At 60.3% G+C, this 22,850-nt stretch carries 24 protein-coding genes; 15 read left to right on the forward strand and 9 right to left on the reverse strand.

The annotated features are described in order from the left end of the window. Window positions 1-257: 257 nt before the first annotated feature. Window positions 258-908, reverse strand: a complete 651-nt coding sequence (locus tag HWN36_RS07950) for a class I SAM-dependent methyltransferase (protein WP_246269877.1) — start codon at window positions 906-908, stop codon at window positions 258-260. Window positions 909-1,093: 185 nt separating this feature from the next. Between HWN36_RS07950 and HWN36_RS07955 the strand changes: the two genes are divergently transcribed. Continuing rightward, window positions 1,094-2,032 carry a methenyltetrahydromethanopterin cyclohydrolase gene (locus HWN36_RS07955; protein ID WP_176788853.1) on the forward strand — a complete coding sequence of 313 codons (939 nt, stop codon included), beginning with the start codon at window positions 1,094-1,096 and terminating at the stop codon, window positions 2,030-2,032. Between the two features lie 90 nt (window positions 2,033-2,122). Here HWN36_RS07955 and HWN36_RS07960 read toward each other — a convergent pair whose 3' ends face one another. Then, window positions 2,123-2,494: a hypothetical protein gene (locus tag HWN36_RS07960; protein WP_176788854.1), complete on the reverse strand. Its 372-nt coding sequence runs from the start codon at window positions 2,492-2,494 to the stop codon at window positions 2,123-2,125. A gap of 213 nt (window positions 2,495-2,707) precedes the next feature. On the opposite strand from HWN36_RS07960, the gene HWN36_RS07965 reads away from it, so the two are divergent. Beyond that, window positions 2,708-4,684, forward strand: a complete 1,977-nt coding sequence (locus tag HWN36_RS07965) for a methyl-accepting chemotaxis protein (RefSeq protein ID WP_176788855.1) — start codon at window positions 2,708-2,710, stop codon at window positions 4,682-4,684. A 10-nt stretch (window positions 4,685-4,694) separates the two neighbouring features. Further along, window positions 4,695-5,165: a chemotaxis protein CheW gene (locus HWN36_RS07970; RefSeq protein ID WP_176788856.1), complete on the forward strand. Its 471-nt coding sequence runs from the start codon at window positions 4,695-4,697 to the stop codon at window positions 5,163-5,165. A 335-nt stretch (window positions 5,166-5,500) separates the two neighbouring features. On the opposite strand, the gene thsA is transcribed toward HWN36_RS07970, so the two are convergent. Next, window positions 5,501-7,162, reverse strand: coding sequence for a thermosome subunit alpha (gene thsA / locus HWN36_RS07975; RefSeq protein ID WP_176788857.1), 1,662 nt, complete (start codon window positions 7,160-7,162; stop codon window positions 5,501-5,503). 60 nt (window positions 7,163-7,222) lie between these two features. Next, the gene (locus HWN36_RS07980; protein ID WP_176788858.1) at window positions 7,223-8,137 is read right to left on the reverse strand and encodes a transcriptional regulator; all 915 of its coding nucleotides are present in this window, start codon (window positions 8,135-8,137) and stop codon (window positions 7,223-7,225) included. A 53-nt stretch (window positions 8,138-8,190) separates the two neighbouring features. Here HWN36_RS07980 and HWN36_RS07985 point away from each other — a divergent pair, with 53 nt between their 5' ends. The 4 genes from HWN36_RS07985 to pyrF all read left to right on the forward strand — a co-directional run bounded on the left by HWN36_RS07985 (window position 8,191) and on the right by pyrF (window position 11,807). Continuing rightward, on the forward strand, window positions 8,191-9,417 hold the full coding sequence (locus HWN36_RS07985) for a tRNA(Ile)(2)-agmatinylcytidine synthase (protein ID WP_176788859.1): 1,227 nt from the start codon (window positions 8,191-8,193) through the stop codon (window positions 9,415-9,417). Between the two features lie 47 nt (window positions 9,418-9,464). Further along, window positions 9,465-10,115, forward strand: coding sequence for an NADPH-dependent F420 reductase (gene npdG / locus HWN36_RS07990; RefSeq protein ID WP_176788860.1), 651 nt, complete (start codon window positions 9,465-9,467; stop codon window positions 10,113-10,115). Between the two features lie 116 nt (window positions 10,116-10,231). Next, complete coding sequence (locus HWN36_RS07995; protein ID WP_176788861.1) at window positions 10,232-11,179, forward strand: deoxyhypusine synthase; 948 nt, start codon at window positions 10,232-10,234, stop codon at window positions 11,177-11,179. Further along, window positions 11,172-11,807 (forward strand): orotidine-5'-phosphate decarboxylase, encoded by a 636-nt coding sequence (gene pyrF, locus HWN36_RS08000; RefSeq protein WP_176788862.1) that lies wholly within the window; start codon window positions 11,172-11,174, stop codon window positions 11,805-11,807. The genes HWN36_RS07995 and pyrF overlap by 8 nt, the downstream gene beginning before the upstream one ends. A 209-nt stretch (window positions 11,808-12,016) precedes the next feature. Here the strand turns inward: pyrF and HWN36_RS08005 are convergent, their stop codons facing one another. Then, on the reverse strand, window positions 12,017-13,597 hold the full coding sequence (locus tag HWN36_RS08005; RefSeq protein WP_176788863.1) for a DUF4352 domain-containing protein: 1,581 nt from the start codon (window positions 13,595-13,597) through the stop codon (window positions 12,017-12,019). Window positions 13,598-13,797: 200 nt separating this feature from the next. Here HWN36_RS08005 and nrdD point away from each other — a divergent pair, with 200 nt between their 5' ends. Both nrdD and HWN36_RS08015 read left to right on the forward strand, forming a co-directional pair. Beyond that, complete coding sequence (nrdD, locus tag HWN36_RS08010; protein WP_176788864.1) at window positions 13,798-14,160, forward strand: anaerobic ribonucleoside-triphosphate reductase; 363 nt, start codon at window positions 13,798-13,800, stop codon at window positions 14,158-14,160. After that, entirely contained in the window at window positions 14,157-15,053 is an 897-nt protein-coding gene (locus tag HWN36_RS08015) for an adenosylcobinamide amidohydrolase (RefSeq protein ID WP_176788865.1), read from the forward strand. The genes nrdD and HWN36_RS08015 overlap by 4 nt, the downstream gene beginning before the upstream one ends. A gap of 6 nt (window positions 15,054-15,059) precedes the next feature. On the opposite strand, the gene HWN36_RS08020 is transcribed toward HWN36_RS08015, so the two are convergent. Next, a complete protein-coding gene (locus HWN36_RS08020; protein WP_004040659.1) occupies window positions 15,060-15,251 on the reverse strand; it encodes a DUF1858 domain-containing protein in 192 nt (63 codons plus the stop codon). A 168-nt stretch (window positions 15,252-15,419) separates the two neighbouring features. Between HWN36_RS08020 and HWN36_RS08025 the strand changes: the two genes are divergently transcribed. Both HWN36_RS08025 and HWN36_RS08030 read left to right on the forward strand, forming a co-directional pair. Beyond that, window positions 15,420-16,607 carry a nucleotide-binding protein gene (locus tag HWN36_RS08025; protein ID WP_246269878.1) on the forward strand — a complete coding sequence of 396 codons (1,188 nt, stop codon included), beginning with the start codon at window positions 15,420-15,422 and terminating at the stop codon, window positions 16,605-16,607. Next, the gene (locus HWN36_RS08030) at window positions 16,597-17,166 is read left to right on the forward strand and encodes an RPA family protein (protein WP_176788867.1); all 570 of its coding nucleotides are present in this window, start codon (window positions 16,597-16,599) and stop codon (window positions 17,164-17,166) included. Before HWN36_RS08025 ends, HWN36_RS08030 begins: the two co-directional genes overlap by 11 nt. 92 nt (window positions 17,167-17,258) lie before the next feature. On the opposite strand, the gene HWN36_RS08035 is transcribed toward HWN36_RS08030, so the two are convergent. From HWN36_RS08035 to HWN36_RS08045, 3 genes are all read right to left on the reverse strand, one after another. Beyond that, window positions 17,259-17,909: a recombinase family protein gene (locus HWN36_RS08035; protein ID WP_176788868.1), complete on the reverse strand. Its 651-nt coding sequence runs from the start codon at window positions 17,907-17,909 to the stop codon at window positions 17,259-17,261. A 142-nt stretch (window positions 17,910-18,051) separates the two neighbouring features. Then, the gene (ribB, locus tag HWN36_RS08040) at window positions 18,052-18,723 is read right to left on the reverse strand and encodes a 3,4-dihydroxy-2-butanone-4-phosphate synthase (RefSeq protein WP_176788869.1); all 672 of its coding nucleotides are present in this window, start codon (window positions 18,721-18,723) and stop codon (window positions 18,052-18,054) included. Beyond that, window positions 18,716-19,384, reverse strand: a complete 669-nt coding sequence (locus HWN36_RS08045) for a DUF120 domain-containing protein (protein ID WP_176788870.1) — start codon at window positions 19,382-19,384, stop codon at window positions 18,716-18,718. The genes ribB and HWN36_RS08045 overlap by 8 nt, the downstream gene beginning before the upstream one ends. A 109-nt stretch (window positions 19,385-19,493) precedes the next feature. On the opposite strand from HWN36_RS08045, the gene HWN36_RS08050 reads away from it, so the two are divergent. The 4 genes from HWN36_RS08050 to HWN36_RS08065 are packed head-to-tail and all read left to right on the forward strand — an operon-like array spanning window position 19,494 to window position 22,813. Beyond that, window positions 19,494-20,207: a helix-turn-helix domain-containing protein gene (locus HWN36_RS08050; protein WP_176788871.1), complete on the forward strand. Its 714-nt coding sequence runs from the start codon at window positions 19,494-19,496 to the stop codon at window positions 20,205-20,207. Continuing rightward, entirely contained in the window at window positions 20,201-21,256 is a 1,056-nt protein-coding gene (locus HWN36_RS08055) for a hydroxymethylglutaryl-CoA synthase (RefSeq protein WP_176788872.1), read from the forward strand. The genes HWN36_RS08050 and HWN36_RS08055 overlap by 7 nt, the downstream gene beginning before the upstream one ends. After that, window positions 21,253-22,419 carry a thiolase domain-containing protein gene (locus tag HWN36_RS08060; RefSeq protein ID WP_176788873.1) on the forward strand — a complete coding sequence of 389 codons (1,167 nt, stop codon included), beginning with the start codon at window positions 21,253-21,255 and terminating at the stop codon, window positions 22,417-22,419. Before HWN36_RS08055 ends, HWN36_RS08060 begins: the two co-directional genes overlap by 4 nt. Before the next feature lies 1 nt (window position 22,420). After that, window positions 22,421-22,813, forward strand: a complete 393-nt coding sequence (locus HWN36_RS08065; RefSeq protein WP_176788874.1) for a Zn-ribbon domain-containing OB-fold protein — start codon at window positions 22,421-22,423, stop codon at window positions 22,811-22,813. The last annotated feature ends 37 nt before the right edge of the window (window positions 22,814-22,850 follow it).

The raw sequence follows: 22,850 nt of genomic DNA on the forward strand, positions 1-22,850 counted from the left end.
GGCGGCATGACATACTGCGGGGACGTTTAAAAGAGATAAAAATACCTAAAAAAGAAGCCCTGGAGCGCGGTCGCTCTGAGAGCGGGGTTTAGAGAAGCAATGTCTGCGTGATGGGTATCGGCCGGGCTAGTGAAGGTAAAGACATTCACTGGCGAAAAAACATTCACCACACATTGACTATAGGATCACACGCTCTCCTATATAATAGGTAGGTATACCCCCGGGGATCGGGCAGCCCTGCTTGCAGATCCGGCAGTTCATGCCGAACACCCCTTCCTCATCACAATCCAGAGGCCTGAATCATCACAGACGACATCGCCATCGACGCCCTCGACCACCGACACCGCCTTCAAAAACCGTTGCATCGTCTCAGAAGAGATATTTTTCCGGTTGAACCCCTCCCAGTCAGGATTGCGGCGGATCATCTCCCGCACGATCCGCTCATTCAGTTCGGCGTTCCCGAACCCGCCACCGATGATCGCCATCCCTCCGGCCCTCAGTATCCGTGCAGCCTCATGGAGCGCCGCGGGAAGGTCATCCCAGAAGAACACTGAACCGCGGCTGACCACGAGATCGGCGGAGGCGTCAGGGAGGGGAAGGCGTGTCACATCGCCGCGAATTGTCCTGACCCGGCCTTCAAGGCCCGCGTTCCTGATGTTCGTCTCTGCAATCGCCTGCGCCGCAGCGGAGAAATCGAGCGACCAGACCATCATATCGGAGGCTTTCGCAACGGCAATCGCCAGATGGCCGGGGCCGCTTCCCAGATCGACGCACACGCCGTCAAGCCGCCCGAACCTCTCCAGAAACATCCCGGCGAGCACCGGATAGACCGGGGCGAAGATGGTCTCTGCGATCCTGTTCATTCCTTCGGCTTTTTCCTGTTCGGTCCGCGTATCCTGGCTCATCATCTTAACCCCTCGTTCCGGCACGCCGGCACGGGACAGGGACGGAACGTCCGTCCTTCAGGTCCATTTGGCGCCAGGGTCGGATGAAGATACCTGTACCATACGCCAGAAAGAAATCAGAAATGGTTGCCTGCTGTCCTCAGGTCCCTCCCCCACAACACTATATATCAGGAGGGAGAGGACTGCCCATGATCAGTCTGAACGCCGGAGCCCTCCAGACGGCCGCAGGGATGGTTGCCCGGGCCGATCCCCTCGGGATCAGGGCCACAACAATGGGCTGCGGCGCACGGATCGTCGACTGCGGCGCCGATGTTCCCGGGAGTTATGAGGCCGGTTGCCGCCTCGTCGAGGCGTGTTGCGGGGGATGCGCCTCGGCGCGTATCGAGATAGCAGAGTTCGGACCCTATGCCATCCCGGTCCTCCATATGACCGTCTCGAACCCGGCGATTGCCTGCCTCGGCGCCCAGCTCCCCCTCTGGAGGGTGACGGCCGGGGGCGAGGGGACCGACGCGGGCGGGCCTGGAAGAGCGCTCGCCAGAAAACCAGCAGCACTCTACCAGCGATTGAATCATGACGAAAGTGCAGAAGAAGCCCTGATCTCCCTTACTGCCGATTGGCCGCCGGACGAGGGTGAGGCAGGGATCCTCGCCGAGGCCTGCCGGATCGATCCGGCGGACCTCACCCTCATGGTCGCCCCGGCCGGGAGCATCGCCGGCACGGTGCATCTCGCCGGGCTCGTTGCGGCGACGGCCCTTGCACGAATCATGAACACGGGCTATGACCCCCTGCATATCGTCCACCTCACCCTCAGGGTGCCGGTGGCGCCGCCCGGTCCGGACGGTGAGAGTGTCAGGGCCGCTGCATCCCTGGCCGGTTCGGCCTGCGGGACGCTCCACCTGATCGCAGACGGCTTTGAGGAGTCACTTTCCGGGGTTGTCGATGAACGAGCAACCGCGGGCGCCGGGCGGGAGGGGAGGTTCACCGCACCCATCGCCGAGGCCTCCGTCTCAGATCTCAGGGACGGGAGCGTCCGCCGTTTCGGGTCACGAGACCCAACAAAGATCCTCGAACATTTCGGGATCAGAAAACGACGGGGCCGGACTGATCGGATCACCGACATCAGGTAATTCTGCCAGAAATGCGTCTGCACGGAACAGGGGGTTGAGCCTGCGTCGGGCTCTCTCTCCCGGGAAATGGTGGATTGAGTGCCCGAACCCTCACTCTTTTTTCTCTTCGATCGGGCACTGCGCAACGTACTCAAGATTGAACTTATAGAAATGCGTGTAGCCGCAGTTCCTGCACCTGGTCGTGAACTGGTTGCAACCGACGATCAGGTCGTGCGGACCCTCGACACCGCAGTTCTTGCACGGTGCGACCGTCTCAAGGTTCCAGATGTCGTAACAGCTGATCGGGGTATAGGTACCGGCCGCGCTGACATCCTCTACCCGCGGGACAAAGATACGCGTCGCCCCGCAGTTCGCGCACGCCACCTGCGCCTGTGACGAAACCGCCTTGATCACCTGGTCGGCGTCCTCGTGGCAGTGGTAACAGGAGGTACGATATTTTGTAAAAATGAACCGTTCGGCCATGTGTTCCCCTCGTCGTTTGATCTTCATATACTTACCCCGTCGGGATTGCAGCCCCTAAATAGAATAATAATCGGATATACCGATGCCACCCGATATATTTATCAAATAAAATAATATTATTGCCCAGATTATATAAATCAAGAATAGAAAGGTCTATTAATTAGTTTATTAAAATAATTTAGCCACAGAACACAGTGCGTGAGGGACGATACGATGACAATGCAAAAACCAGAAAAAATTGAAGATGCCCTGCAGCGCGCCCTGAAGGGAGACCTTTCAGTGCGGATCACCATCGATCTCCTCCCGGAGGAGTTCAGAAGCCTCGGAAAAATGGTCAACACCGCCATAGAGCGGATGGCAGAATCTGAAAAACTGAAAAAGCGTGCCGAAGCCTTCGTGAAGTACAACCCCCAGGCGATCGCCGTCCTGGCTCCGGACAAACACCGCCTCGACCTCAACAAACAGTACGAGAAGGCCTGGCGCGGCTCGTATGACGAACTGATGGCAAAGAAGCTCTACGACTTCAATATCAAGACAACCGGCGACGATTTCTACGCCTCCTTCGAGACGAAGAAGATGGCGGTATCAGACATGGAGATCTCCTGGGAAGACCGGACAAAGACCTACCTCCGCCTCTTCCAGGTCCCGATCCTGGACGAAAACGGGGAGATCGACGTCAACTACTATATCTACCAGGACCTCACCGAGCAGAGGGAGGAACTCGAGAAGATCCGCGCCCTGCAGAGGCGTGCCGACGCCTTCTTGAAATACAACCCCCAGGCGGTCACCGTCCTGGCTCCGGACAAACACCGCCTCGACCTCAACAAACAGTACGAGAAGGTCTGGCGCGGCTCGTATGACGAACTGATGGCAAAGAAGCTCTACGACTTCAATATCAAGACAACCGGCGACGATTTCTACGCCTCCTTCGAGACGAAGAAGATGGCGGTATCAGACATGGAGATCTCCTGGGAAGACCGGACAAAGACCTACCTCCGCCTCTTCCAGGTCCCGATCCTGGACGAAAACGGGGAGATCGACGTCAACTACTATATCTACCAGGACAACACTGCACTCGTCGAGAAGGAAAAGGAAGCACAGCAGCAGGCCTCCCTTCTCGCCGCAAGTGCCGAGGAGCTGAAGGCGGCCATGGACGAGATGGCAAAGGGCGACCTCACCGCCCTCGTGGAGATCGGGGAGAACGATCCACTCCGCGACCTCAAGCTCGACTACCGCCATTCCCGCGAAGGAATCAAGGCGGCCCTGATCAAGGCGGCCGGTATCGGCGAGAAGGTGAGGGGCAGCTCGGCGGAGACAAGCCGCAGCTCGGCCGACATCTCCCGGGCGATCGAGCAGGTCGCCACCAAGAGCCAGCAGAGCGCAGAGGACGCGAAAAGGCAGCTCGAAAATCTCGAAGAGGTAGCGCGGGCGATGTCCGACCTCTCGGCATCGATCGAGGAGATCGCCAGCACCGCACAGGGCGTGCTCGACGGGACCACCGCGGCGGTCAGGATCGGGAACGAAGCCGACAAGCTCGGGCGTGAGGCGACCCAGAAGATGCGCCAGGTCGAAACCATTACAAAGGAAGGCGTCGAGGAGTTTTCACAGCTGAACAGAGAGATGCAGGAGATCTCCAAGATCGTCAAACTCATCAATGACATCTCCAGCCAGACCAATCTGCTCGCACTGAACGCCGCTATCGAAGCAGCGAGGGCGGGCGAGCACGGGAGGGGCTTCGCCGTGGTCGCAGGCGAGGTGCGCAACCTTGCCGGCGAGTCCAAGAACGCAACCAACCATATCGAAGACCTCATCGGCAGCATCCAGTCCCAGAGCGAGAAGACCGGCCGGAACCTCCAGGCGGCCATCGCAGAGATCGCTGCCGGCGTTGAGAGCGTCAACCAGGCGATCGACACCCTGACCAGGATCGTCGCTGCTGCCAAGGAGGCGCATGAGAGCGTGTCGGAGATCGCACGGGCGACCGAGGACCAGGCGAGCGCCACCAACCGCGTGATGGAGCGGATGGACGTGACAAACAGGATGACGAAGGAGACGATGGCGCGGATCGAGGACATGGCCGCCCTGACCGAGGAAGTATCTGCCTCGGCCCAGGAGGTCGGCAGCGCCGCCGAGGAGGTCGCTGCCATGGCCGGAGAGATGAAGGAAAGCCTGGACTCGTTCAGATTGAAGTAAGGTGAAGGGTGTGACAAACGTTGATGTGGTAGAATTCGAGGTCGCGGACGAGCACTACGCCCTCGACATCTCCCTTGCACGGGAGATCGTCGAGATGGTCCCGATCACGCCGGTGCCGAGAGCTCCCCCCCATATTGCCGGGATCATCAACCTTCGCGGCGAGATCACGACGGTCATGAACCTCTCGACCCTCCTGGGCATCCCTGCGGCCGGAGGCCAGGAGCGGCAGAAGATCATCATCCTCGTCCCTGAGGCAGCTGGAGGCTCCAATGTCGGGATCATCGTCGACGATGTCCTCTCGGTGATGCAGATCTCTGAGAACGATGTCGAGAAGATGGACGACGCCCTCACGCGGGACGCCTTTGTCAAAGGGATAATAAAGGTGAACAATAAGTCGGCCGAGAGCAGCGACGCCAAAAACCTGATCATCTGGGTTGACATGCAGAAGGTGCTCGAACAGCTGATCGGGCATAGTGCCTGAAGACCCGCATCGTATCTTTTTTTGCTCTTCACTATTTCATGTGGATAACCCCTCCCTGATCCCACCCCTATCGCAGTTTGGCAGGGCGGCAGACCCCCCGCCCCGGCGCACTGATCCACTCACGCGAAGAAACGAAGCCCCGAAATGCTCTTCCGTACCTTCGCGGCTTTGCGTGAGATTCATCGGTTTACGATCCATTCACGCAAAGGTCGTGATCGTGTTCAGAGCTCTGCGTGAGCGGACGACGGCCAGGATATCAGGAGGCAGCCAGAAAAGAGCGCTCGAAAAAAAAAGGCTGGTGCCCTGTGTTCAGGGCATATGCAGGCGTTTGGCACTTACATCGGGGGCATGCCCATACCGCCGCCCATACCGCCGCCCATACCGCCGCCCATTGCCGCCATCTCCTCGGGTGAGGGGCCGGCAGATTTGGACGAGGCGATGACGTCGTCGATCCTGAGGATCATCACGGCCGCCTCGGCGGCAGAGCTGAGCGCCTGGGTCTTCACGCGCAGGGGCTCGACAACGCCCTGGGCGAGCATGTCGCCGGCCTTGCCGGTGTTGACATCGAGACCCGCGGTCTTCTGGCCCTTCTCGTGGGCTGCACGGAGGTCCACCAGGACGTCAATCGGGTCGAGACCCGCGTTCTCTGCAAGGGTCCGCGGGATGATCTCGAGGGCGCCGGCAAAGGCTTCGATGGCAAGCTGAGCCCGGCCGCCGACGGTCGCCGCATACTCGCGGAGACGGAGGGAGAGCTCGACTTCAGGGGAGCCACCGCCGGCGACGAACTTCTTGTCGCGGAGAGCGACCTCGACGACGCGGAGGGCGTCCTCGATGGCGCGGTCAAGCTCGTCGACGACGTGCTCGGTGCCGCCCTTGATGATGATCGAGACCGCCTTGGGGTTCTTGCACTGCTCGACGAAGGTCATGTCCTCGCCCGAAACCTTCCGCTCCTCGACGATCCCGGCGAAACCGAGTTCTTCGGGGGAGATGGCGTCGATGGAGGAGACGAGGGTGGCGCCGGTCGCGCGGGCAAGCTTCTCCATATCGCTCTTCTTCACGCGGCGGGTGGCAAAGAGACCGGCCTTCGCAAGGTAGTGCTGGGCGATGTCGTCGATACCCTTCTGGCAGAAGAGGACGTTCGCACCGGAGGCGATGATCTTCTCAACGATACCCCTGATCATCCGCTCTTCCTCGTCGAGGAACATCTGGAGCTGGTCAGGGCTCGTGATGTTGATCTCGGCGTCGACCTCGGTCTTCTTGAACTCGACCGCGGCGTTGAGCAGCAGGATCTTCGCGTTCTCGACCTTCTTCGGCATCGCCGGGTGGACACGCTCCTTGTCGATGAGCACGCCCTCGACGATCCCGGAGTCCTCGATGGACCCGCCGACCTTCTTCTCGACCTTTATGAAGTCGAGGTCAACGGTGCCGTCTTCTTCGGCGACCATGGTGACCGCTCTGACGATGAGGTCGCAGAGCTTGTCCTTGGCGGCCTCGGCACCCTTGCCGGTCATGGCGGTACCCGCGATCTTCAGGAGGATATCGGCGTCGTTGGGCTTGACGTCGATGGCGAGGTCCCTGACGATCTCGATCGCCTTATCGGCGGCCATACGGTATCCGTGGGCGATCACCGTGGGGTGAACGTCCTGTTCGAGGAGGTCCTCGGCCCGCTTGAGGAGTTCGCCGGCCACAACGACCGCAGTGGTGGTGCCGTCGCCGACCTCGTCGTCCTGGGTCTTTGCAACCTCGACCATCATCTTTGCGGCCGGGTGTTCGATGTCCATCTCCTTGAGGATGGTCACACCGTCGTTTGTGATCACGACGTCGCCGATGGTGTCGACAAGCATCTTGTCCATCCCCTTCGGACCGAGGGTGGTCCGTACCGCTGCGGCGACTGCCTTGGCGGCGGCGATGTTGATGCTCTGTGCGTCACGCCCGCGAGTGCGGGAACTTCCTTCTTTAAGAATAAGGATCGGTTGTCCTCCAAGTTGTTGAGACATTACATATCACCCATGAATTTAGCGCTCAAATAGTTGGTTTGTAGTTCTATATAAATGTTGTCACTGGTTGATCATCTTGATGAGGTCGGAACCATCTTCAAGGCTCTTCAGATGCTCCTCCCCGACAACAAGTGTTTTTCCAATTCTTTTTTTCTTTTTGTAGTCTGAAACGATGCACATTGCGTGCGTACGTGCGACCTGTGAGATATTGCCGATGAGAGCGGCGCGCTTGACCATCCGCTGCGCCGTCCCGTAGCAGGTGAGGATCGTCTCTTTCTCCACCATAGCGAGCACCTGGAAGGGAGCGCGGCGCATCTGGTAGATCTCGACACCCATGCGCCGGAAATCAGGGAGGATCTCCTGGGATGCGGACTCGTCCCCGGGGATACCGGCAAGTGAGGTATAAGAGAGGAGGTCGATCGACTCGACGACGGCCTCATCGAAGATCTCCTCGAGATGGATTGCGATTTCCAGAGAAGTGCTCATTCCGTCCTCGTACTTGGAGATCGTCCGCCGAGAGACACCGAGATGGCGGGCAAGGTCGCCAAGGGATAACTGGTGCCGCTCCCTGAGGCCCTTGAGCACATCGCCGTTGAGGTTCACATACAGCCCACCTGGATGGGCATATATGAGGGGCGGGACATTCTCGACCAGATAGTCGTACAGGGTTGCCGGGGAGATCGCATAGATGCCATAGCGCAGATAGACGGTGCCGCGTTCGAGATCGGCGTCGCGGGCCCGCTCGCCGATGATCAGGGGCGAGGCGCCGAGGTGGCGGGCGATGGCGTCCATGTCCCGGGATATCTCCTCTGAGACCGAGTCGATATGAGAGACCACCTTGATGACGAGGAGAACCTCGTCTCTCCCGGCGATCAGGTCAAAAGAGCGAGGGCGCAGGCTGCACCGTTCAGAGACGTCATAACCGGCGGTCAGCATCACGCTGATCACCATATCGAGGAGGCGCTCCTGTGACATTGGACACTCGTTAAAGGTGGATATAGTACGACACACTAATAAATAATCGCCTCATGTTCATCGGAATCGACGACACCGATTCGCCCGCAGGGATGTGCACGACCTATCTCGGGGCCGTGCTGGTCGGAAGGCTAAAAAGTGCCGGTCTGACTATCAGAGAGACCCGGCTCGTCCGACTCAACCCGAACGCTCCGTTCAAGACGAGAGGAAACGCGGCGATATGTATCGAGGCGTCGGGGCACCCGGAGACGGCGTTCTCGATCGCAGCAGCGCTGATCGACGACCTCGCCGACCTCTCCTGCGAGAACACCAACCCCGGTCTGGTGGTGACCGGGGAGCGGCCAGACCCCGCGTTCTACTGGAAAGCGGTCCGGGACTTCTGCACGATCGATGAGGCAAAGGCGCTCCTGGAAGAGAACTGCGCCCTTTACCGGGGCTGGAAAAACGGGCGCGGGCTGATCGGGGCCACGGCGGGGGTGGCAAGCGTCCTGCCCGACCGGACCTCCGAACTCCTCGCCTACCGGCAAAGGGAACTCTGGGGGACGCCGCGAACGGTCGAAAAGGCATCGATATTCGCCGCAGAAGCGGCGACCTACCCCCACACCTGGGACTCGGTAGACCTCCAGAACGGCATCGTGGTCTGCGTGCCCCACACGCCCGACCCGGTCCTCTTCGGGATCCGTGGCGAGAGCGAGGCGTGGGTACGAGAGGCCCGCGCCCTCATCCGGGCAGAGAAGAGCGAGATCGAGCAGGTCTGGGTCACCAACCAGGGCACAGACGCCCACCTGGTGGACGGGACGATCGGCCACCTCCTCGATGGGCGGTCGTACCGTGTCCAGGGAACAGTGGCGGAGCGTGCGACGACCGGGGAAGGGGGGCATGTGCGCCTCACCCTCCTCGGCACTGACGGCGAGAGGCTCCGCTGCATGGCATACGAGCCTACAAAAGGCTTCAGGGAGATCGTGCGGGCCCTCCTGCCGGGCGACGGGGTCCTCGCCGTCGGGAGTTACAAGAACGAAAGCCTCAACCTTGAGAAACTGCGGGCAGACCGCCTCGTGGAGGACCGCCTCCTCCGCCCGCCCCTCTGCCCGGACTGCGGGCGGCGAATGACCTCTGCGGGCAGGGATAAGGGCTACAAATGCCGGGAGTGCGGCGGGCGTGCGGGCGATCCCGAGATCATTACCACCCCCAGAACGATCAAGACTGGCTGGTACGAGGTGCCGCCGACGGCACGGCGGCATCTCTCGAAGCCGCTGGTCAGGGATCAGGGGGAGGCCTGAGAGAGAAAAACGGCAATCTCTATATCCAGCCCGGACAAGCATACTGTATGAGAATCGGCATTGTTGGAGGAACTGGCGATATCGGGGAGGGCATGGCCCTCAGACTCTCCACCCGCTATGATGTGATCATCGGCTCCCGGGAAGAAGAGAAGGCAAAAACCGCGTCCACCACCTGCCGCCTGCGGCTCGACGAACTCGGGAAAGTCTGCAGCCTTTCCGGGGTCAGCAATCAGAGAGCAGTTGACGAAGCCGATATCGTCGTCCTCGCCCTCCCGTACAAGCACCTCGTCCCGACGATCGCCTCCCTCACCGGCTTTGAGGGAAAGATCGTGATCAGCCCGGTCAATCCGATGGAGTTTGGCGAAACGGTCTCTTATGTCCCCCCACCCGAGGGGTCGGCCGGACTGCTCCTGAAAAAACTCCTCCCGGAAAGTGCCAGGATCGTCGTCGCCTTCAACAACATCGCCGCCCACCGCTGGCAGACGATCGGGGAAGACCTCGACTATTCAGTCGCCGTCTGCAGCGACGACGAGGAGGCGAAGAAGATCGTCATGGACCTCATCAACACGATCTCGCACCTTGCGGCGCTCGACGCCGGCCCCCTGAAAAATGCCGCTCTTGTTGAGAGCCTCACCCCTCTGATCCTGAACATCTCGAAGTACAACAGGATGAAAGACGTCGGCGTGTACTTCAGATAAGGCGGACATCACTTTTTTTCGGTTTTCTCCCGCCCCACGAACGGGCAGGCCGCAAGACACCCGCGGTCAAAACTGTTAATGGATCGCAGGACAAATCATATGAAATCTGGTGTCCTATGGAATCAAACAGGGAAGAATGCGGGGATCCGGTCAGACAGGTCCATCTGAGCCCGAACATGACCGTCGACAGACTGGTCCGCGCCATCGCCGGTGCCGGCGCATACAACGGCGGGTCGCTCGCCCGCGCCGTCGACATCTATGAGGCGATGCTCCGCGACGAGAAGGCGACGAAGTTTTTCGGGCTCGCAGGCGCCATGGTTCCTGCAGGCATGGGGGGGATCGTCAGCGATCTCATCGAACAGGGTCATATCGACATTCTGGTCTCGACCGGCGCCAACCTCACCCACGACACCATCGAAGCGATCGGCTGCCACCATTACCACGGCACCGCCGTCTGCGACGACGTCGAACTGCGTCACGAGGAGATCAACAGGATCTACGACATCTTCCTCCCGGACGAGGCCTTCATCCACTTCGAGGAGTTCATGCAGGAGTGCCTCTCCGATATCCCGGACAGAACGACGCTCTCCATCTCAGAACTCCTCCGCCACATCGGCTCCCACCTAGAGACCGGCATCCTGGCGACGGCGGCAAAGAACGATATCCCGGTCTTCTGCCCGGCCGTTCAGGACTCGATGCTCGGGCTGCAGTTCTGGTTCTACAACCAGGCGCACCACATCACCGTCGACGCCTTCGGCGACATGAAGACGATCATCGACCGGTGTTATGCGGCAGAGCACGCCGGGGCCTTCCTGGTCGGCGGCGGCGTGCCGAAGAATTTCATCTTCCAGAGCAAGATGATCACCCCGGACGGCTTCACCTACGCGATCCAGCTCACCGGCGACCGACCCGACCTGGGCGGGCTCTCGGGCGCCACCCTCTCGGAGGCGCAGTCCTGGGGAAAGATCAACGAGGACGCCGCGGCGGTCACTGTCTACGGCGACGCCACGATCACCCTCCCGGTGATCGCGGCGGCGGTGCTGGAGAGGCTGAAACATGACTGACCTCGTCCTCTCCCTCGACGTCACCGGACGCAAAGAGGCGCTCAGGATCGCCGGCGCCTGTGCCCCTGAGATCGACGCGATCAAGATCGGCTACCCGCTGGCGCTCGCCGCCGGCCTCGGGATCGCCGGAGAACTCGCCGAACTCGGTCTCCCCCTCATCGCCGACTTCAAGGTCGCCGACATCCCGAACACAAACACCCTCATCTGCGAGCAGGTGTTTGCGGCCGGGTTCTCCGCGGTGATCGCCCAGGGGTTTCCGGGCCCTGACTCGGTCACCGCCTGTGTGGAGGCCGCCCATGCCCACGGCGGCGAGTGCTACGTGGTCGCCGAGATGAGCCATCCGGGCGCTCTCACCTTCTTCTCGGCAGGCGTGCCCGAGCGCCTCTGCGAGATCGTCGCAGAAACCGGCGCCGACGGGATCATCGCCCCGGCGACCCGGCCCGAGCGTGTGCGGGCGTTGCGTGCCCTGATCGGGAAGAAGAAGATCCTCTCGCCGGGCATCGGAGCACAGGGCGGCGACCCGGCAGAGATCGCACCCCTCGTCGACGGGATGATCGTCGGCCGCGCCATCTACGGCGCCGCCGACGCCGCGGCCGCCGCCCGGGCCTACGCACCCTACCGCCGATGACGAGACGACCGTTCCGAGCCTGCGGGCTGTGACGAACCCTATGAGTCTTCCGAGGCGAAGATCCCCGGACTTAAGCCCCGGGACTCACTTTTTCTGGCAGATATTCTTTCCAGATTTTTTCCTGCAATTTTCCGGAGTTTCTCACGGCCTGCGCCGGGGAGCGCCTGCCCCCTCGAGCCGAGAAATGCACGACGTCCCTAAAAAAGAGTTCAGGAAAGTTTCCAGATCTGAGTGCCGATACCCCTGATCGAGAGCCGCAGGTAAGCCTCCGCCGGGTCGGCCGACTCCGGCACCTCAAAGACCAGGTACCCGGACGAATAATCCGACCGGTCGATCGAGGTCGACGCATAGACCGAGCCGATTCCCCTCATGTAGGCCGATGGCTGAGAGGACCTGTACTCCTCCCCGCCAGCGATGAGGGTGAAGTCTGTGGGGGACGGCGTCCTATATTTCGAACTCCCGCCGCCGTAATACCCGATATGGTTGACCTCCATGAGCACGAAGAGGTACTGCTTCCCATACGGGGCCTGGTAAACCTTCACATCGGTGCCGCTGCCGGTCTCAAAACTCTTCCAGGTGGTGGTTGACCTGGGGCGTACCGAGATCTTGTTCACCTGCCTCGTATCCATGAAGCGGTACGGCTCCCCGATCTTCAGGGCACCGGGGTAGAGCTCGGTGGTCCGCAGGGTGAGGGTCGTGTCCTCGATCGTCCTGAGGTTCATCCCCTCGAGAGCGGCGTTGAGCGAGTCCTGTCCCTCGGCGAGATAGGTGTTGCCGAGGTCGATATGATCGGCGTCGGCGAAGGTGGCGCCATACCAGATCGCCGAACCGGCCCGGTCATAGCACTCGAAGGCCTCGACGAAGCGGGCCTTCACATGTTCAAGGTCGTCGGGCACGGCGTACGCCCTGAACTCTGCGGAACATGACTTCGCGCTGCCCGTCAGTTCCATGGCGAGTTTCGAAACGGTGGCATAGTCCTGGTCGTCTGCCCTTATGGACATCTCGCTCACCGTCGATGCGATGCTCGACGCCGCCTCTGTTCCAGCTCTTTTGAGCGTGTCGTAGTCACAGGGGACCTGTTCTTTCGCCTCGGCCTCCTGCAGGGGTTCCATCGCCGCTTCGGGATCTTCGTACGGAACACCGCTGCCCCGGACGACAGCATCAGACCAGTCGGCACAGCGGATATAGGACGACCCTTCCCATGCATTCCCGAACCTGGACGCATCTTTTGCCGTGAGGATGAACTTCGAAGTGTACGCCCCGGTGCGTTTTTCCCTGAAAAATACAGCAACAAAAGCAGTTTTTCCCTTCAGATCACCGGAATAGAAGGCTTCGGCGATCCGGGTGGCATCGACCTCATGGCCCCAGAGCGATCCGGCGAGGACATCCCTGGAGGCGTTCATGACGACATCGACCTTCACCGCCTGACCCCGGCCCAGATGCGCCGGATCGGCGAGGTCGGCATCTGTAATCACCTCGAATGTCGAGACGGTGACACCCGATGCTCCTGCACCTGCGCCCGAGAACCGGCCCCTCGTAATATCTACCAGATATTCGGCCATTGCGGCGTAGTCCCCGGAGTCAGGGGGTGAAAGAGTCGTCTCTGGCGTCCCCGCGGCGGCTCCGTTCCCAAGGAGAGGATTTATCTCGCCCACGCTCCCGTTCCCCACGCCGAACGGCGGGAGTTGCAGCCCTGCGGGATCAGACCATCCCGCCGCAGGCGCGGCACAGAGGAGGACCAGCACCAGCACAAGGGCCGGGACATGCAGGCATATGGTATGATACTGCATCGGACTATCATATGCAAATAGGGCAGAAATAGATTCTCCTCTTGGCACCGTCCGCGGATCGGTGAGGGCGCGAATAAAGCAGATTAAAAGCCCAATTTACTCATCTCATCCCAAAAAAATCGGCAGAAACGGCCAGGAGAATGCGATATCGGCCCTGGCACTAAGACAGATTTTATAATCTGGACGAGCAAGTCTTACGCATGCAGTGGAGCGAAGAGCACCTGGCCCTGGCGCGGAAATATCAGAGGCTTGAGGAGATACCAGTCGAAGAGCGGCGCTACAAGTGCCATACCTGCAACCACGTGGTGGAGACCACACCCTGCCCGGTATGCGGCGAGACCGCACTCGAGATCATGTGCCCGCTCGACCACACGCACTGCCCCCACGAGATCGTCTCCGGGATCGAGTACTGCCCGCTCTGCGGCGAACCGGTCTGCCCTGAGTGCGGATCGCACGACGTCTCCCAGATCAGCCGGGTCACCGGATATCTTCAGGATGTCTCCGGCTGGAACGCCGGAAAACAGCAGGAGCTCAAAGACAGGATAAGGTATACTGTCGCATGAGATATTTTTTCACGGGAGACACCCTTTTTGTCCGTGGTGACTTCAGGGCGGCAAGCACCGGCGTCAACGGCGGGAGTCGCCCGGCGTCCACCATTTTCAACCATACCGTCCCCCATAACTTCGATCACGCCGATCCCGGGCGGTACCTCTGGCAGATCGCCACGGCCGCCGGTTTCGGCGAGGACTTTTTCGGCCTGCTGACGGCAGTGTCGATGCGCCATCTCTGCATCCTGCAGTACGATTTTATCACGGTGTTCGTCACCGCAGGCGTCACGAACCCGAACCCGGACCCGACGGCCCCCCATACGATCAACATCATCGTCGTCTCGCGCGAAGGGCTCTCGGAGGGAGCGCTCCTGGAGACGATTCTAACAGCGACCGGGGCAAAGGCCCATGCCCTCAGCCTGATGAAATATCCCTTCACCGGGACGACGACCGATGCCGTCGCCGTGGCGTCCGAAGGAGGGGTGCGCCACACCTATGCCGGCACGGCGACGGAGGCCGGGCGGCGGATCTACGCCGCCGTGGCCCGCGGGGTGCAGGAGGCGCTTGACCGGCAGGAAGGACGGACAGTGCGGGAAAGACCGTCGTTTTTTATTTTCAACCGGTACGGCGGCGACCACTGGGTGGAGTGGCGGCCTGAAGGCTGTCCCTATTACCCCTGCCATTTCGAGGGACAGGCATGTGACTTCTGTTACTGCCCGTATTATCCCTGCCATGACAGCGAACTTGGAGAATGGGTGGAGAGCTCCTCGGGGGGACGGGTCTGGAGTTGCAGCGCCTGCACGCTCCTCCACGAGCCCGGGGTCGCTGCCTATTTCAAGAAAAACCCGGAGGCTTCGCTTCTCGAAATGAAAAAATACCGGGTCTCCCTGAAGGAAGACCCACAATAGACCGTTTCACTCCGTGATGCCGAGCGCGGAGAGGAGTTCGCTCAGAGGGATGCCGTGGGCTGCCGCCGCCTGGCGGATGCTTTCGCCGCGGCCGATCGCGCAGCCGAGGCACCCCATCCCGAAGCGCATGAGGACATCTGCGGATTCCGGTTTTTCCTGGAGAAGTTCCAGAATGGTACTGTCAGCAGTAACTGCCATATCAAAAGAATGGGTACCAGAAGTATTTAAGATTTCAATTTTTGGGGGGGCGAACACTTCCGCACCGCACGCCCAATCACTATATATCAGGCAGGCGCTGACGCTCATCTGGAGATGTAGATGGATCTATCCGAAGTAGCAGAAAGAATCTCCCGGAAATTTTCGTCCATGAACGTGGAAATCGATCCGGCCCTCGCTGAAAAGAAGCTCCGCACCCTTGTCGAGGAGTTCGGGGTGAACATTCCTGAGGCCGAGAAGACGGTCACCGAGAACCTGGCGAAGGAGCACAACGTTGCCACCGTGCCGTCACAGTCCTCCGACCTCCGTGAGATCGGAACCCTCGTCCCCGGAGAGTGGGCGACGGTCGAGGGGAAGGTCGTTGGCCTCTCCCGCCCGGTATCGGACAGCATCAGCCAGAGCGGTATCATCGCCGACACGAGCGGAGCCATCCAGTTCATCGCCTGGGCCCGGTCGAATCTGCCTCCCCTCACAGAGGGAAGGAGTTACCGGGTTGAGTCGGTAGTCGTCGACGAGTACCGGGGCGTGCCGAAGATTAAATTCCATGCCGGCACAACAATCACCGAAATAGAGAAAGACATCCCTTGCCTCCCCCAGGCAACAAAGGTTGCGGATCTCCGGCCCGGGATCGCAAGTGTCCGGGTGAAGATGGTGCAGGAGTGGGAGGCACGGCACGAGCGGATCCTCCAGACAGGAATCGTAGGAGACGAGTCCGGCACCTTGAAGTTCACGATCTGGAAGGAGGAGGGCGTCGAGCGGCTTGAGCCGGAGACTGTCTACAATATCTTCTACGCCTCGGTCGACGAGTACCAGGGACGCCTCTCCATTACGCTGAATGGGGCGAAGTGTTTCCCTGAGGAAGACGGAGAACTCTCCGTCGGGATCGGCGGCACGACGCTCACCGGTGCAATCGTGAATATCGGCCCGGGTTCAGGGCTGATCAAGCGCTGTCCGGTGGAGGGGTGCAACCGCGTCCTCTCGAAGCGAAACTACTGTCCGGTGCACGAGGTACAGAACGACTTCAGGTACGACCTGCGGATCAAGGCAGTGCTCGACGATGGCGCGAAGGCGCACAACATTCTCATGCAGAAGGAAGTCGTTGAGGCGGTGGCAGGCCTCACCCTCGATGAAGCGGTGAAGACGGTGCAGGAGAGCCCGCTCGGGATGGACGACATCTTCTACCGCCTGCGCGACGCCCTCATGGGCAGGTATTACGCATGCAGGGGCGGCGACCTTGGCGACACCCTCCTGGTAAAAGAATGTACCCCCCTTGGTTTCGACGGGGAGCGGCATGCTGCTCTTCTCAACCGCCTCGGAGGTGAGATCAATGCCAGCTGAAACACTGCGTTACGAGCGCGAACCGGCCAGACGGGTCTTTGCCGCGGAGCTGCGAGAGGCCACCCACCATTTCAAGGACGGCGAGGACGAGAAGAGCCCGACCTATGTCCTCCTCCCCACCGGCGAACGGTGCAACAGGGTGCTGTTCATCGGCTCCATGACCCACAAGGAGAAAAAAGGCGAGCAGAACGTCTTCTACTCGGTCCGGGTCGCCGATCCGACAGGAACCTTCTTCGTCAACGCCAGCTCGTTCCAGCAGGAAGCGATGACGCAGGTCTCGAAGATCGATCCGCCGGCATTCGTGGCGGTGGTCGGGAAACCGAACGTCTACGAGGCGCCGGATGGACGGGTCTTCGTCTCGGTGCGGGCCGAGTCGGTGACCGTCGTCGATAAGGAGATGCGCAACCGCTGGGTGCTGGACGCAGCCGAGCAGACCCTCAAACGGATCGAGGCGTACGGCCAGACGCCCGACTCACAGCGTGCACAGGAACGCTACAATGCCGATATGGCCACATACAAAAGGATGGTCTACGAGGCCCTTACCCAGATCACCCTCTGAAAAACCCTTTTTTTTGAGGCGGCACTCGATAACAGACCGGGAAATGGGATCTCTCAAAAAAGATGCCATAGGCCCGTTTGAGGGCCGCACGATCACTCGCTTTCAGCCGATTCGGCAGACTGACGTTTTCCTTTCCACTCGCCCTTAAGTTCAGGGTGATCGGTGAGGATCTTCGAGACCGTGCTCCGGCTCACGTTGAACATCCTGCAGATCTGGGAGATGCTGGTCCCTGAGCGCCTGACCGTGATCAGGGCCTCGATCTGCCCCTCGTTCAGTGCCCGTGGCCTGCCGATCGTGCCTCGCGAGAGTGCCTCCTGTCTCGGATGGGGGGGCTGGACCTTCTTCACCCCTTCCATGTAGGTCTCAATATAGGCGATAAAATCGCCAATAGCCTCGGCGCGAAGGGCAGGATCATCATAATACCCTATAAAATCACTTCTGGCAAAAAAGGGGACATAACCCTCACTTATCAGGATTTTCAGCTCTTCTACACTGGCATCGGGGTTTCGGGAGAGCGCGGAGAGGCTGAGAAACAGGATAAACTTTATTTCATTTTCCTGGCAGTATTCGAGCATCTGGTTATAACCATCACGCTTTCTCAAGGGCGTGCTGCTGATGCGGTGATCGTTGAAGAACTGATTGATGGTAAACCGATATTTACAAAATTCTTCAAGAATCTCTTTTTGATGCTCTACGTCGCCCCTTTTCCGCGTCACAAGGTAGGCTACGGCATCTTTTTTCATACAAATTATTCAAATTCATTATCATTTATGTTTTCCGATCTAATACAGAGAGCGCATAGCAATTGAAAACAATTTATTTTTATTTAGAAGGAAATTTTATCATTCCAGACCGAAAAAAAGACAGAGCGGCGGGATCAGGAGATCAGGCCTTTATCCGGTCCCACCGATCGAGAACAGCCTGTCCTTCGATAAATACAAGCCCGTTTTTCCGTGCATATGCCTGTGCATCCTCTTTTGAAAGAGCAAGACCATTATCATTGTCGAGCATTTCACATACGACGACGGCCGGCGTTGTGCCAGCCATTTCGGCAAGGGCAATCGAGAGCTCGGTCTGACCGCGCCGGACATCGAGCAATCCGTCTGCGGCCCTCAGAAGAGCGACGTGGCCCGGGGTCCTGAATTCGGCAGCGAAGTTGTGTCCGCCACCGTTGAGAGATTTTATAACCTGGTCTGCAATGGCATTGATGGTCACTGCCCGGTCACGGTCAGGGATGCCGGTGAAGGTGCTCCGGTGGTTCACCCAGATCGAGAATGAAGAATGGTTTTTACGGTCGTACGGGATGTCGCCGGTCTGCTCGGCGGCCCCAATGCCCTTCAGGAGGTCTGAGGCGAAGGGAAGGCCGAGACGCCGTGCGGCCTCGGGGTGGACGGCCGTGCAGATGAGGCCGCCGCCGTCCCGGCGCATCGTCATCACGTCATGCGGCGTGACCGCATCGGCACGGATGATAAGATCGGTCTCGCGTTCGCGGTTGTCAAAGTCATAGAGCAGGACAAATTTGCCCGCCTTCAGGGCGGCACATGCATCTTCAATCATGGGTTACCTCTATCTGTACGATATCATTGTCATGCAGTCCAAAGGTCTCGCGCAGGGGAGCCGGCGAGATGATCTCGACGATCTCTTCGGGATAATGGCTCCGTCCGGGCTCGATGATCGCACCCGGACAGTCACCGATCCGGCACGGAAGGCACCGGGCACTCCCGAACGATCGCCCGTCGGCCTCGAAACCCTCGATCCCGATCCAGACCAGCCCTTCCAGGCGGCGTTTCACCCTGACGCTTTCGGGGTCGAGACGGACGTTGAGCGTGCCGGGGTAGGCATAAAACCCGAGTTTTTCGAGGAATTGCTCACGGTATTGGGGATGATCGATATAGTACCGCCCTTCGCCAAGGCCGCTGATCACCGCCCCTTTGAGGACATAATATCCACCTTCCGGAGAAAATATCCGCGTATACGCCGAAAACTCATGCCGCAGTTCCTCCTCCCCGGCAGGGGCGACGGCGACGTACTGGCCGTCGGGCCTGACGGTGCGCGTGATCAGTCCTGCCGCTTCGAGCGCCTTCAGGCGACGCGAGGCCGTCTGCGGGCTGATGTTCAGGGCGTTCCCCAGAGACTGGGAGGACATCCAGGCCGAACTTCGCAGGCCGCCCATGAGCGCAACGACCTTCAGACACTGGAGATCTCCTGCATCCATCATACATACCACAATTGAGATGCATCCTATATATGAGTTATCACCTCGACTTCGTAGATTGTCGATGAGGCATTCGTTAATTATTTAATGTGCCCGGTCAACATCTACATCCATGAACTCCGAATTGCGTAAGCAGCTTGCTGAGAAGATGGCAGGTGAGATTACGCTCTCGGACTCGCCGGGGAAAGCGCTGAAAAAATGGCGGATGAGTTTCGGCATCCCGCAGGGGACGCTCTCAGAGAGGCTCGGCGTCTCCCCCTCAGTCATCTCAGACTACGAGGGTGGGCGGCGCAAAAGCCCCGGAACCGCCGTTGTCGGAAAAATCGTCGATACGATTCTCTCGATCGACGAGGAGAACGGCGGCAAATACATCCAGCGATTTTCCAGGATCCTGTACAACCAGTTCGACAACGACGACGTCATCTATGACATGCACGATTACGCAGGCCCGGTTCTTCTTCCGGCTTTTGCCGAAGCGGTGGATGCACAACCCCTCTGTGGTTCGCTCGACCTCTCGATCTTCGGCTACACGGTGGTGAACAGCCTCAATGCGATCCTGCAGCTCTCGGCAAACGAGTTCAACCGCATCTACGGGTGGAGCACCGAGCGGGCGCTCATCTTCACCAACGTCTCGACCGGAAAGTCCCCCCTCGTCGCCATCAGGGTGACACCTTTCAAGCCCCGTTGCGTGATCCTGCAGGGGCTGGATATCGAGCACGTCCACCCGCTGGTCAAACGCCTCGCCGAAACCGACCGGATCACGGTACTCTGCACGTCTATGGACGTCGATACGATTGTGAGCACTTTGAGGGAGAAAGAATGGTAGGCATCATAACCTATGGGGCATATATCCCCAGATACCGGATAAAACTCGAGGAGATCGCCCGTGTCTGGGGCGACAACGCCGCAGACATCACCGGCGGCCTTGGCGTGCGGGAGAAGTCGCTCCCGGACATGGACGAGGACACGGCGACGATCGCCGTTGAGGCGGCGCGCAACGCCCTCCTCAGGAGAGATCTCGACCGCGACGCCATCGGGGCGATCTACGTCGGCTCCGAGTCCCACCCCTACGCCGTCAAGCCGACGGCGGCAACCGTCGGGGCGGCGATCATGGCCACCCCGGTGATGACCGCCGCAGACTACGAGTTCGCCTGCAAGGCGGGCACAGCGGCCATGCAGACCTGCATGGGCCTTGTCGGAAGCGGCATGGTAAAATATGGCGTTGCAATCGGCGCCGATGTGGCACAGGGAGCGCCAGGCGACGCCCTGGAGTACACGGCCGCCGCCGGCGGGGCCGCGATGATCATCGGCAACGACGACCCTATCGCCGAGATTAACCGGACCTGCTCGTTTACCACCGACACCCCGGACTTCTGGCGCCGCGAAGGGCAGGCATACCCCCGCCACGGCGGACGGTTCACCGGTGACCCGGGCTACTTCAAGCACGTGCAGGGAGCGGCCAGGATGATGCTCGAACAGGCCGGCACGAAACCTTCAGACTACGACTACGCCATCTTCCACCAGCCCAACGCCAAGTTCCCCCAGCGGGTTGCAGGAATGCTCGGCTTTACGAAGGAGCAGATCAAGCCTGGCCTGGTCGTGCCGCGCCTTGGAAACACCTATTCGGGTGCTTCGATGGTCGGGCTCGCCGCAACCCTCGACGTGGCAAAACCCGGCGACCGGATCTTCGTCACCTCCTTCGGCTCGGGCGCCGGGTCCGACGCCTTCGATATCACGGTCACCGACCATATCCTCGACGAAGCGGTCTTCAACCGTGGGGCCGCCCCCTCGGTGGAGGGGCTCCTCGCAAACCCGATCTATGTCGATTATGCCAGGTACGCCAAACACAAAGGTAAGATCATGGTGCAAAAATGAGAGACGTGGCAGTCATAGGAGTGGGCTGCACCAATTTCGGTGAATGGTGGGACCGCTCCTTCAGGAACCTCTTTGTTGAGGCAGGCGTCATGGCAATCGAGGACGCAAACCTCGCGGGCGAGCAGATCGACGCCATGTACGTCGGTAACATGAGCGCAGGGCGCTTTATCGAGCAGGAACACATCGGCGCCCTGATCGCCGATTACTCCGGGCTTGCGACCGATAACATCCCGGCAACCCGCGTCGAGGCCGCATGCGCATCGGGCGGTCTCGCCTTCCGCGAGGCCGTAATCTCGGTCGCCAGCGGGATGACGAACATCGCCGTCGCCGCCGGCGTCGAGAAAATGACCGACGTGGACACCAGCCTCTCCACCGACGCCCTTGCGGCGGCGGCAGACCGCGAGTGGGAAGGCTTTGTCGGAGCGACCTTCCCCGGGCTGTATGCGATGATCGCAACAGATTACATGCACCGCTACCCCCTCACCCGGGAGCATCTCGCCCAGGTGGCGATAAAGAACCACTACAACGGCGCCAGAAACCCGATCGCACAGTTCCAGAAAGAGATCACCCTGGACACGGTGCTGAACTCCACGATGGTCGCCGACCCCCTGCGGCTCTTCGACTGTTCACCGATCACCGATGGGGCCGCCGCCGTGGTCGTCGCACCCCTGGAGATGGCGAAGAAGTTCACCGACACCCCGATCAAGGTGCTCGCAACCGCACAGGCGAGCGACACGATCGCCCTCCACGACCGCCGGGACGTCTCGACCCTCGACGCCACCGTTGCCGCCGGGAACCGGGCGTTCAAGATGGCCGGACTCGAGCGCAAAGACATTGACTTCGTGGAGGTCCACGACTGCTTCACGATCGCCGAAATCTGCGCCATCGAAGACCTCGGGTTCTGCAAGAAGGGCGAGGCCGGACGGCTTACCGCCGAGGGCTATACCGCCCTCGACGGCAACCTGCCGGTGAACACCTCGGGCGGGCTGAAGGCCTGCGGCCACCCGGTCGGGGCCACCGGGATCAAGCAGGTCTATGAGGCCGTGCTCCAGCTCCGCGGCGAGGCCGGAAAGCGGCAGGTCGCCGGGGCCGAGATCGGTATGACGCACAACGTCGGCGGGACCGGTGCGACGGTCGCCGCCCATATCTTCGGGAGGACCTGAAATGTCGGTACCACGTTTCTGGAGAAAGATCCCTCAGCGCTACAACCTGGAGGGGACGCACTGCGAGGTCTGCGGCAGGTATTTCTTCCCGCCGCGGAACCTCTGCCCTGACTGCCGGCGCGACGGCAAGATCGTCGCCCACACCTTCAAGGGCACGGGAAAGATCGTGACCTACTCGGTGATCAGGACGGCAAGCGATCAGTTCTCCGCTCTCACCCCGTACGTCCTCGCCATCGTTGAGCTTGAGGAGGGTGCGAGAATGACCGCACAGGTGGTCGTCGAAAACCCGGAGGACGTCTATATCGGCATGCCGGTGAAGTCAGTCTTTAGACGTCTCGGCACCGACGGAGAGAGCGGCGTCATCTCCTACGGCACGAAGTTTGTACCGGCGTGAGGCACCCCTCCCCCTCCTTTCAAGAATACCCCGATTG

Source organism: Methanofollis tationis, assembly GCF_013377755.1.
Taxonomy (GTDB): Archaea; Halobacteriota; Methanomicrobia; order Methanomicrobiales; family Methanofollaceae; genus Methanofollis; species Methanofollis tationis.

Bases quoted from the DNA above. Each gene is read 5' to 3' on its own strand.
- HWN36_RS07950 (WP_246269877.1), bottom strand. From the start codon at position 908: ATGATGAGCCAGGATACGCGGACCGAACAGGAAAAAGCCGAAGGAATG.
- HWN36_RS07955 (WP_176788853.1), top strand. From the start codon at position 1,094: ATGATCAGTCTGAACGCCGGAGCCCTCCAGACGGCCGCAGGGATGGTT.
- HWN36_RS07960 (WP_176788854.1), bottom strand. From the start codon at position 2,494: ATGGCCGAACGGTTCATTTTTACAAAATATCGTACCTCCTGTTACCAC.
- HWN36_RS07965 (WP_176788855.1), top strand. From the start codon at position 2,708: ATGACAATGCAAAAACCAGAAAAAATTGAAGATGCCCTGCAGCGCGCC.
- thsA (WP_176788857.1), bottom strand. From the start codon at position 7,162: ATGTCTCAACAACTTGGAGGACAACCGATCCTTATTCTTAAAGAAGGA.
- HWN36_RS07980 (WP_176788858.1), bottom strand. From the start codon at position 8,137: ATGTCACAGGAGCGCCTCCTCGATATGGTGATCAGCGTGATGCTGACC.
- HWN36_RS07985 (WP_176788859.1), top strand. From the start codon at position 8,191: ATGTTCATCGGAATCGACGACACCGATTCGCCCGCAGGGATGTGCACG.
- npdG (WP_176788860.1), top strand. From the start codon at position 9,465: ATGAGAATCGGCATTGTTGGAGGAACTGGCGATATCGGGGAGGGCATG.
- HWN36_RS07995 (WP_176788861.1), top strand. From the start codon at position 10,232: ATGGAATCAAACAGGGAAGAATGCGGGGATCCGGTCAGACAGGTCCAT.
- pyrF (WP_176788862.1), top strand. From the start codon at position 11,172: ATGACTGACCTCGTCCTCTCCCTCGACGTCACCGGACGCAAAGAGGCG.
- HWN36_RS08005 (WP_176788863.1), bottom strand. From the start codon at position 13,597: ATGCAGTATCATACCATATGCCTGCATGTCCCGGCCCTTGTGCTGGTG.
- nrdD (WP_176788864.1), top strand. From the start codon at position 13,798: ATGCAGTGGAGCGAAGAGCACCTGGCCCTGGCGCGGAAATATCAGAGG.
- HWN36_RS08015 (WP_176788865.1), top strand. From the start codon at position 14,157: ATGAGATATTTTTTCACGGGAGACACCCTTTTTGTCCGTGGTGACTTC.
- HWN36_RS08020 (WP_004040659.1), bottom strand. From the start codon at position 15,251: ATGGCAGTTACTGCTGACAGTACCATTCTGGAACTTCTCCAGGAAAAA.
- HWN36_RS08025 (WP_246269878.1), top strand. From the start codon at position 15,420: ATGAACGTGGAAATCGATCCGGCCCTCGCTGAAAAGAAGCTCCGCACC.
- HWN36_RS08030 (WP_176788867.1), top strand. From the start codon at position 16,597: ATGCCAGCTGAAACACTGCGTTACGAGCGCGAACCGGCCAGACGGGTC.
- HWN36_RS08035 (WP_176788868.1), bottom strand. From the start codon at position 17,909: ATGAAAAAAGATGCCGTAGCCTACCTTGTGACGCGGAAAAGGGGCGAC.
- ribB (WP_176788869.1), bottom strand. From the start codon at position 18,723: ATGATTGAAGATGCATGTGCCGCCCTGAAGGCGGGCAAATTTGTCCTG.
- HWN36_RS08045 (WP_176788870.1), bottom strand. From the start codon at position 19,384: ATGATGGATGCAGGAGATCTCCAGTGTCTGAAGGTCGTTGCGCTCATG.
- HWN36_RS08050 (WP_176788871.1), top strand. From the start codon at position 19,494: ATGAACTCCGAATTGCGTAAGCAGCTTGCTGAGAAGATGGCAGGTGAG.
- HWN36_RS08055 (WP_176788872.1), top strand. From the start codon at position 20,201: ATGGTAGGCATCATAACCTATGGGGCATATATCCCCAGATACCGGATA.
- HWN36_RS08060 (WP_176788873.1), top strand. From the start codon at position 21,253: ATGAGAGACGTGGCAGTCATAGGAGTGGGCTGCACCAATTTCGGTGAA.
- HWN36_RS08065 (WP_176788874.1), top strand. From the start codon at position 22,421: ATGTCGGTACCACGTTTCTGGAGAAAGATCCCTCAGCGCTACAACCTG.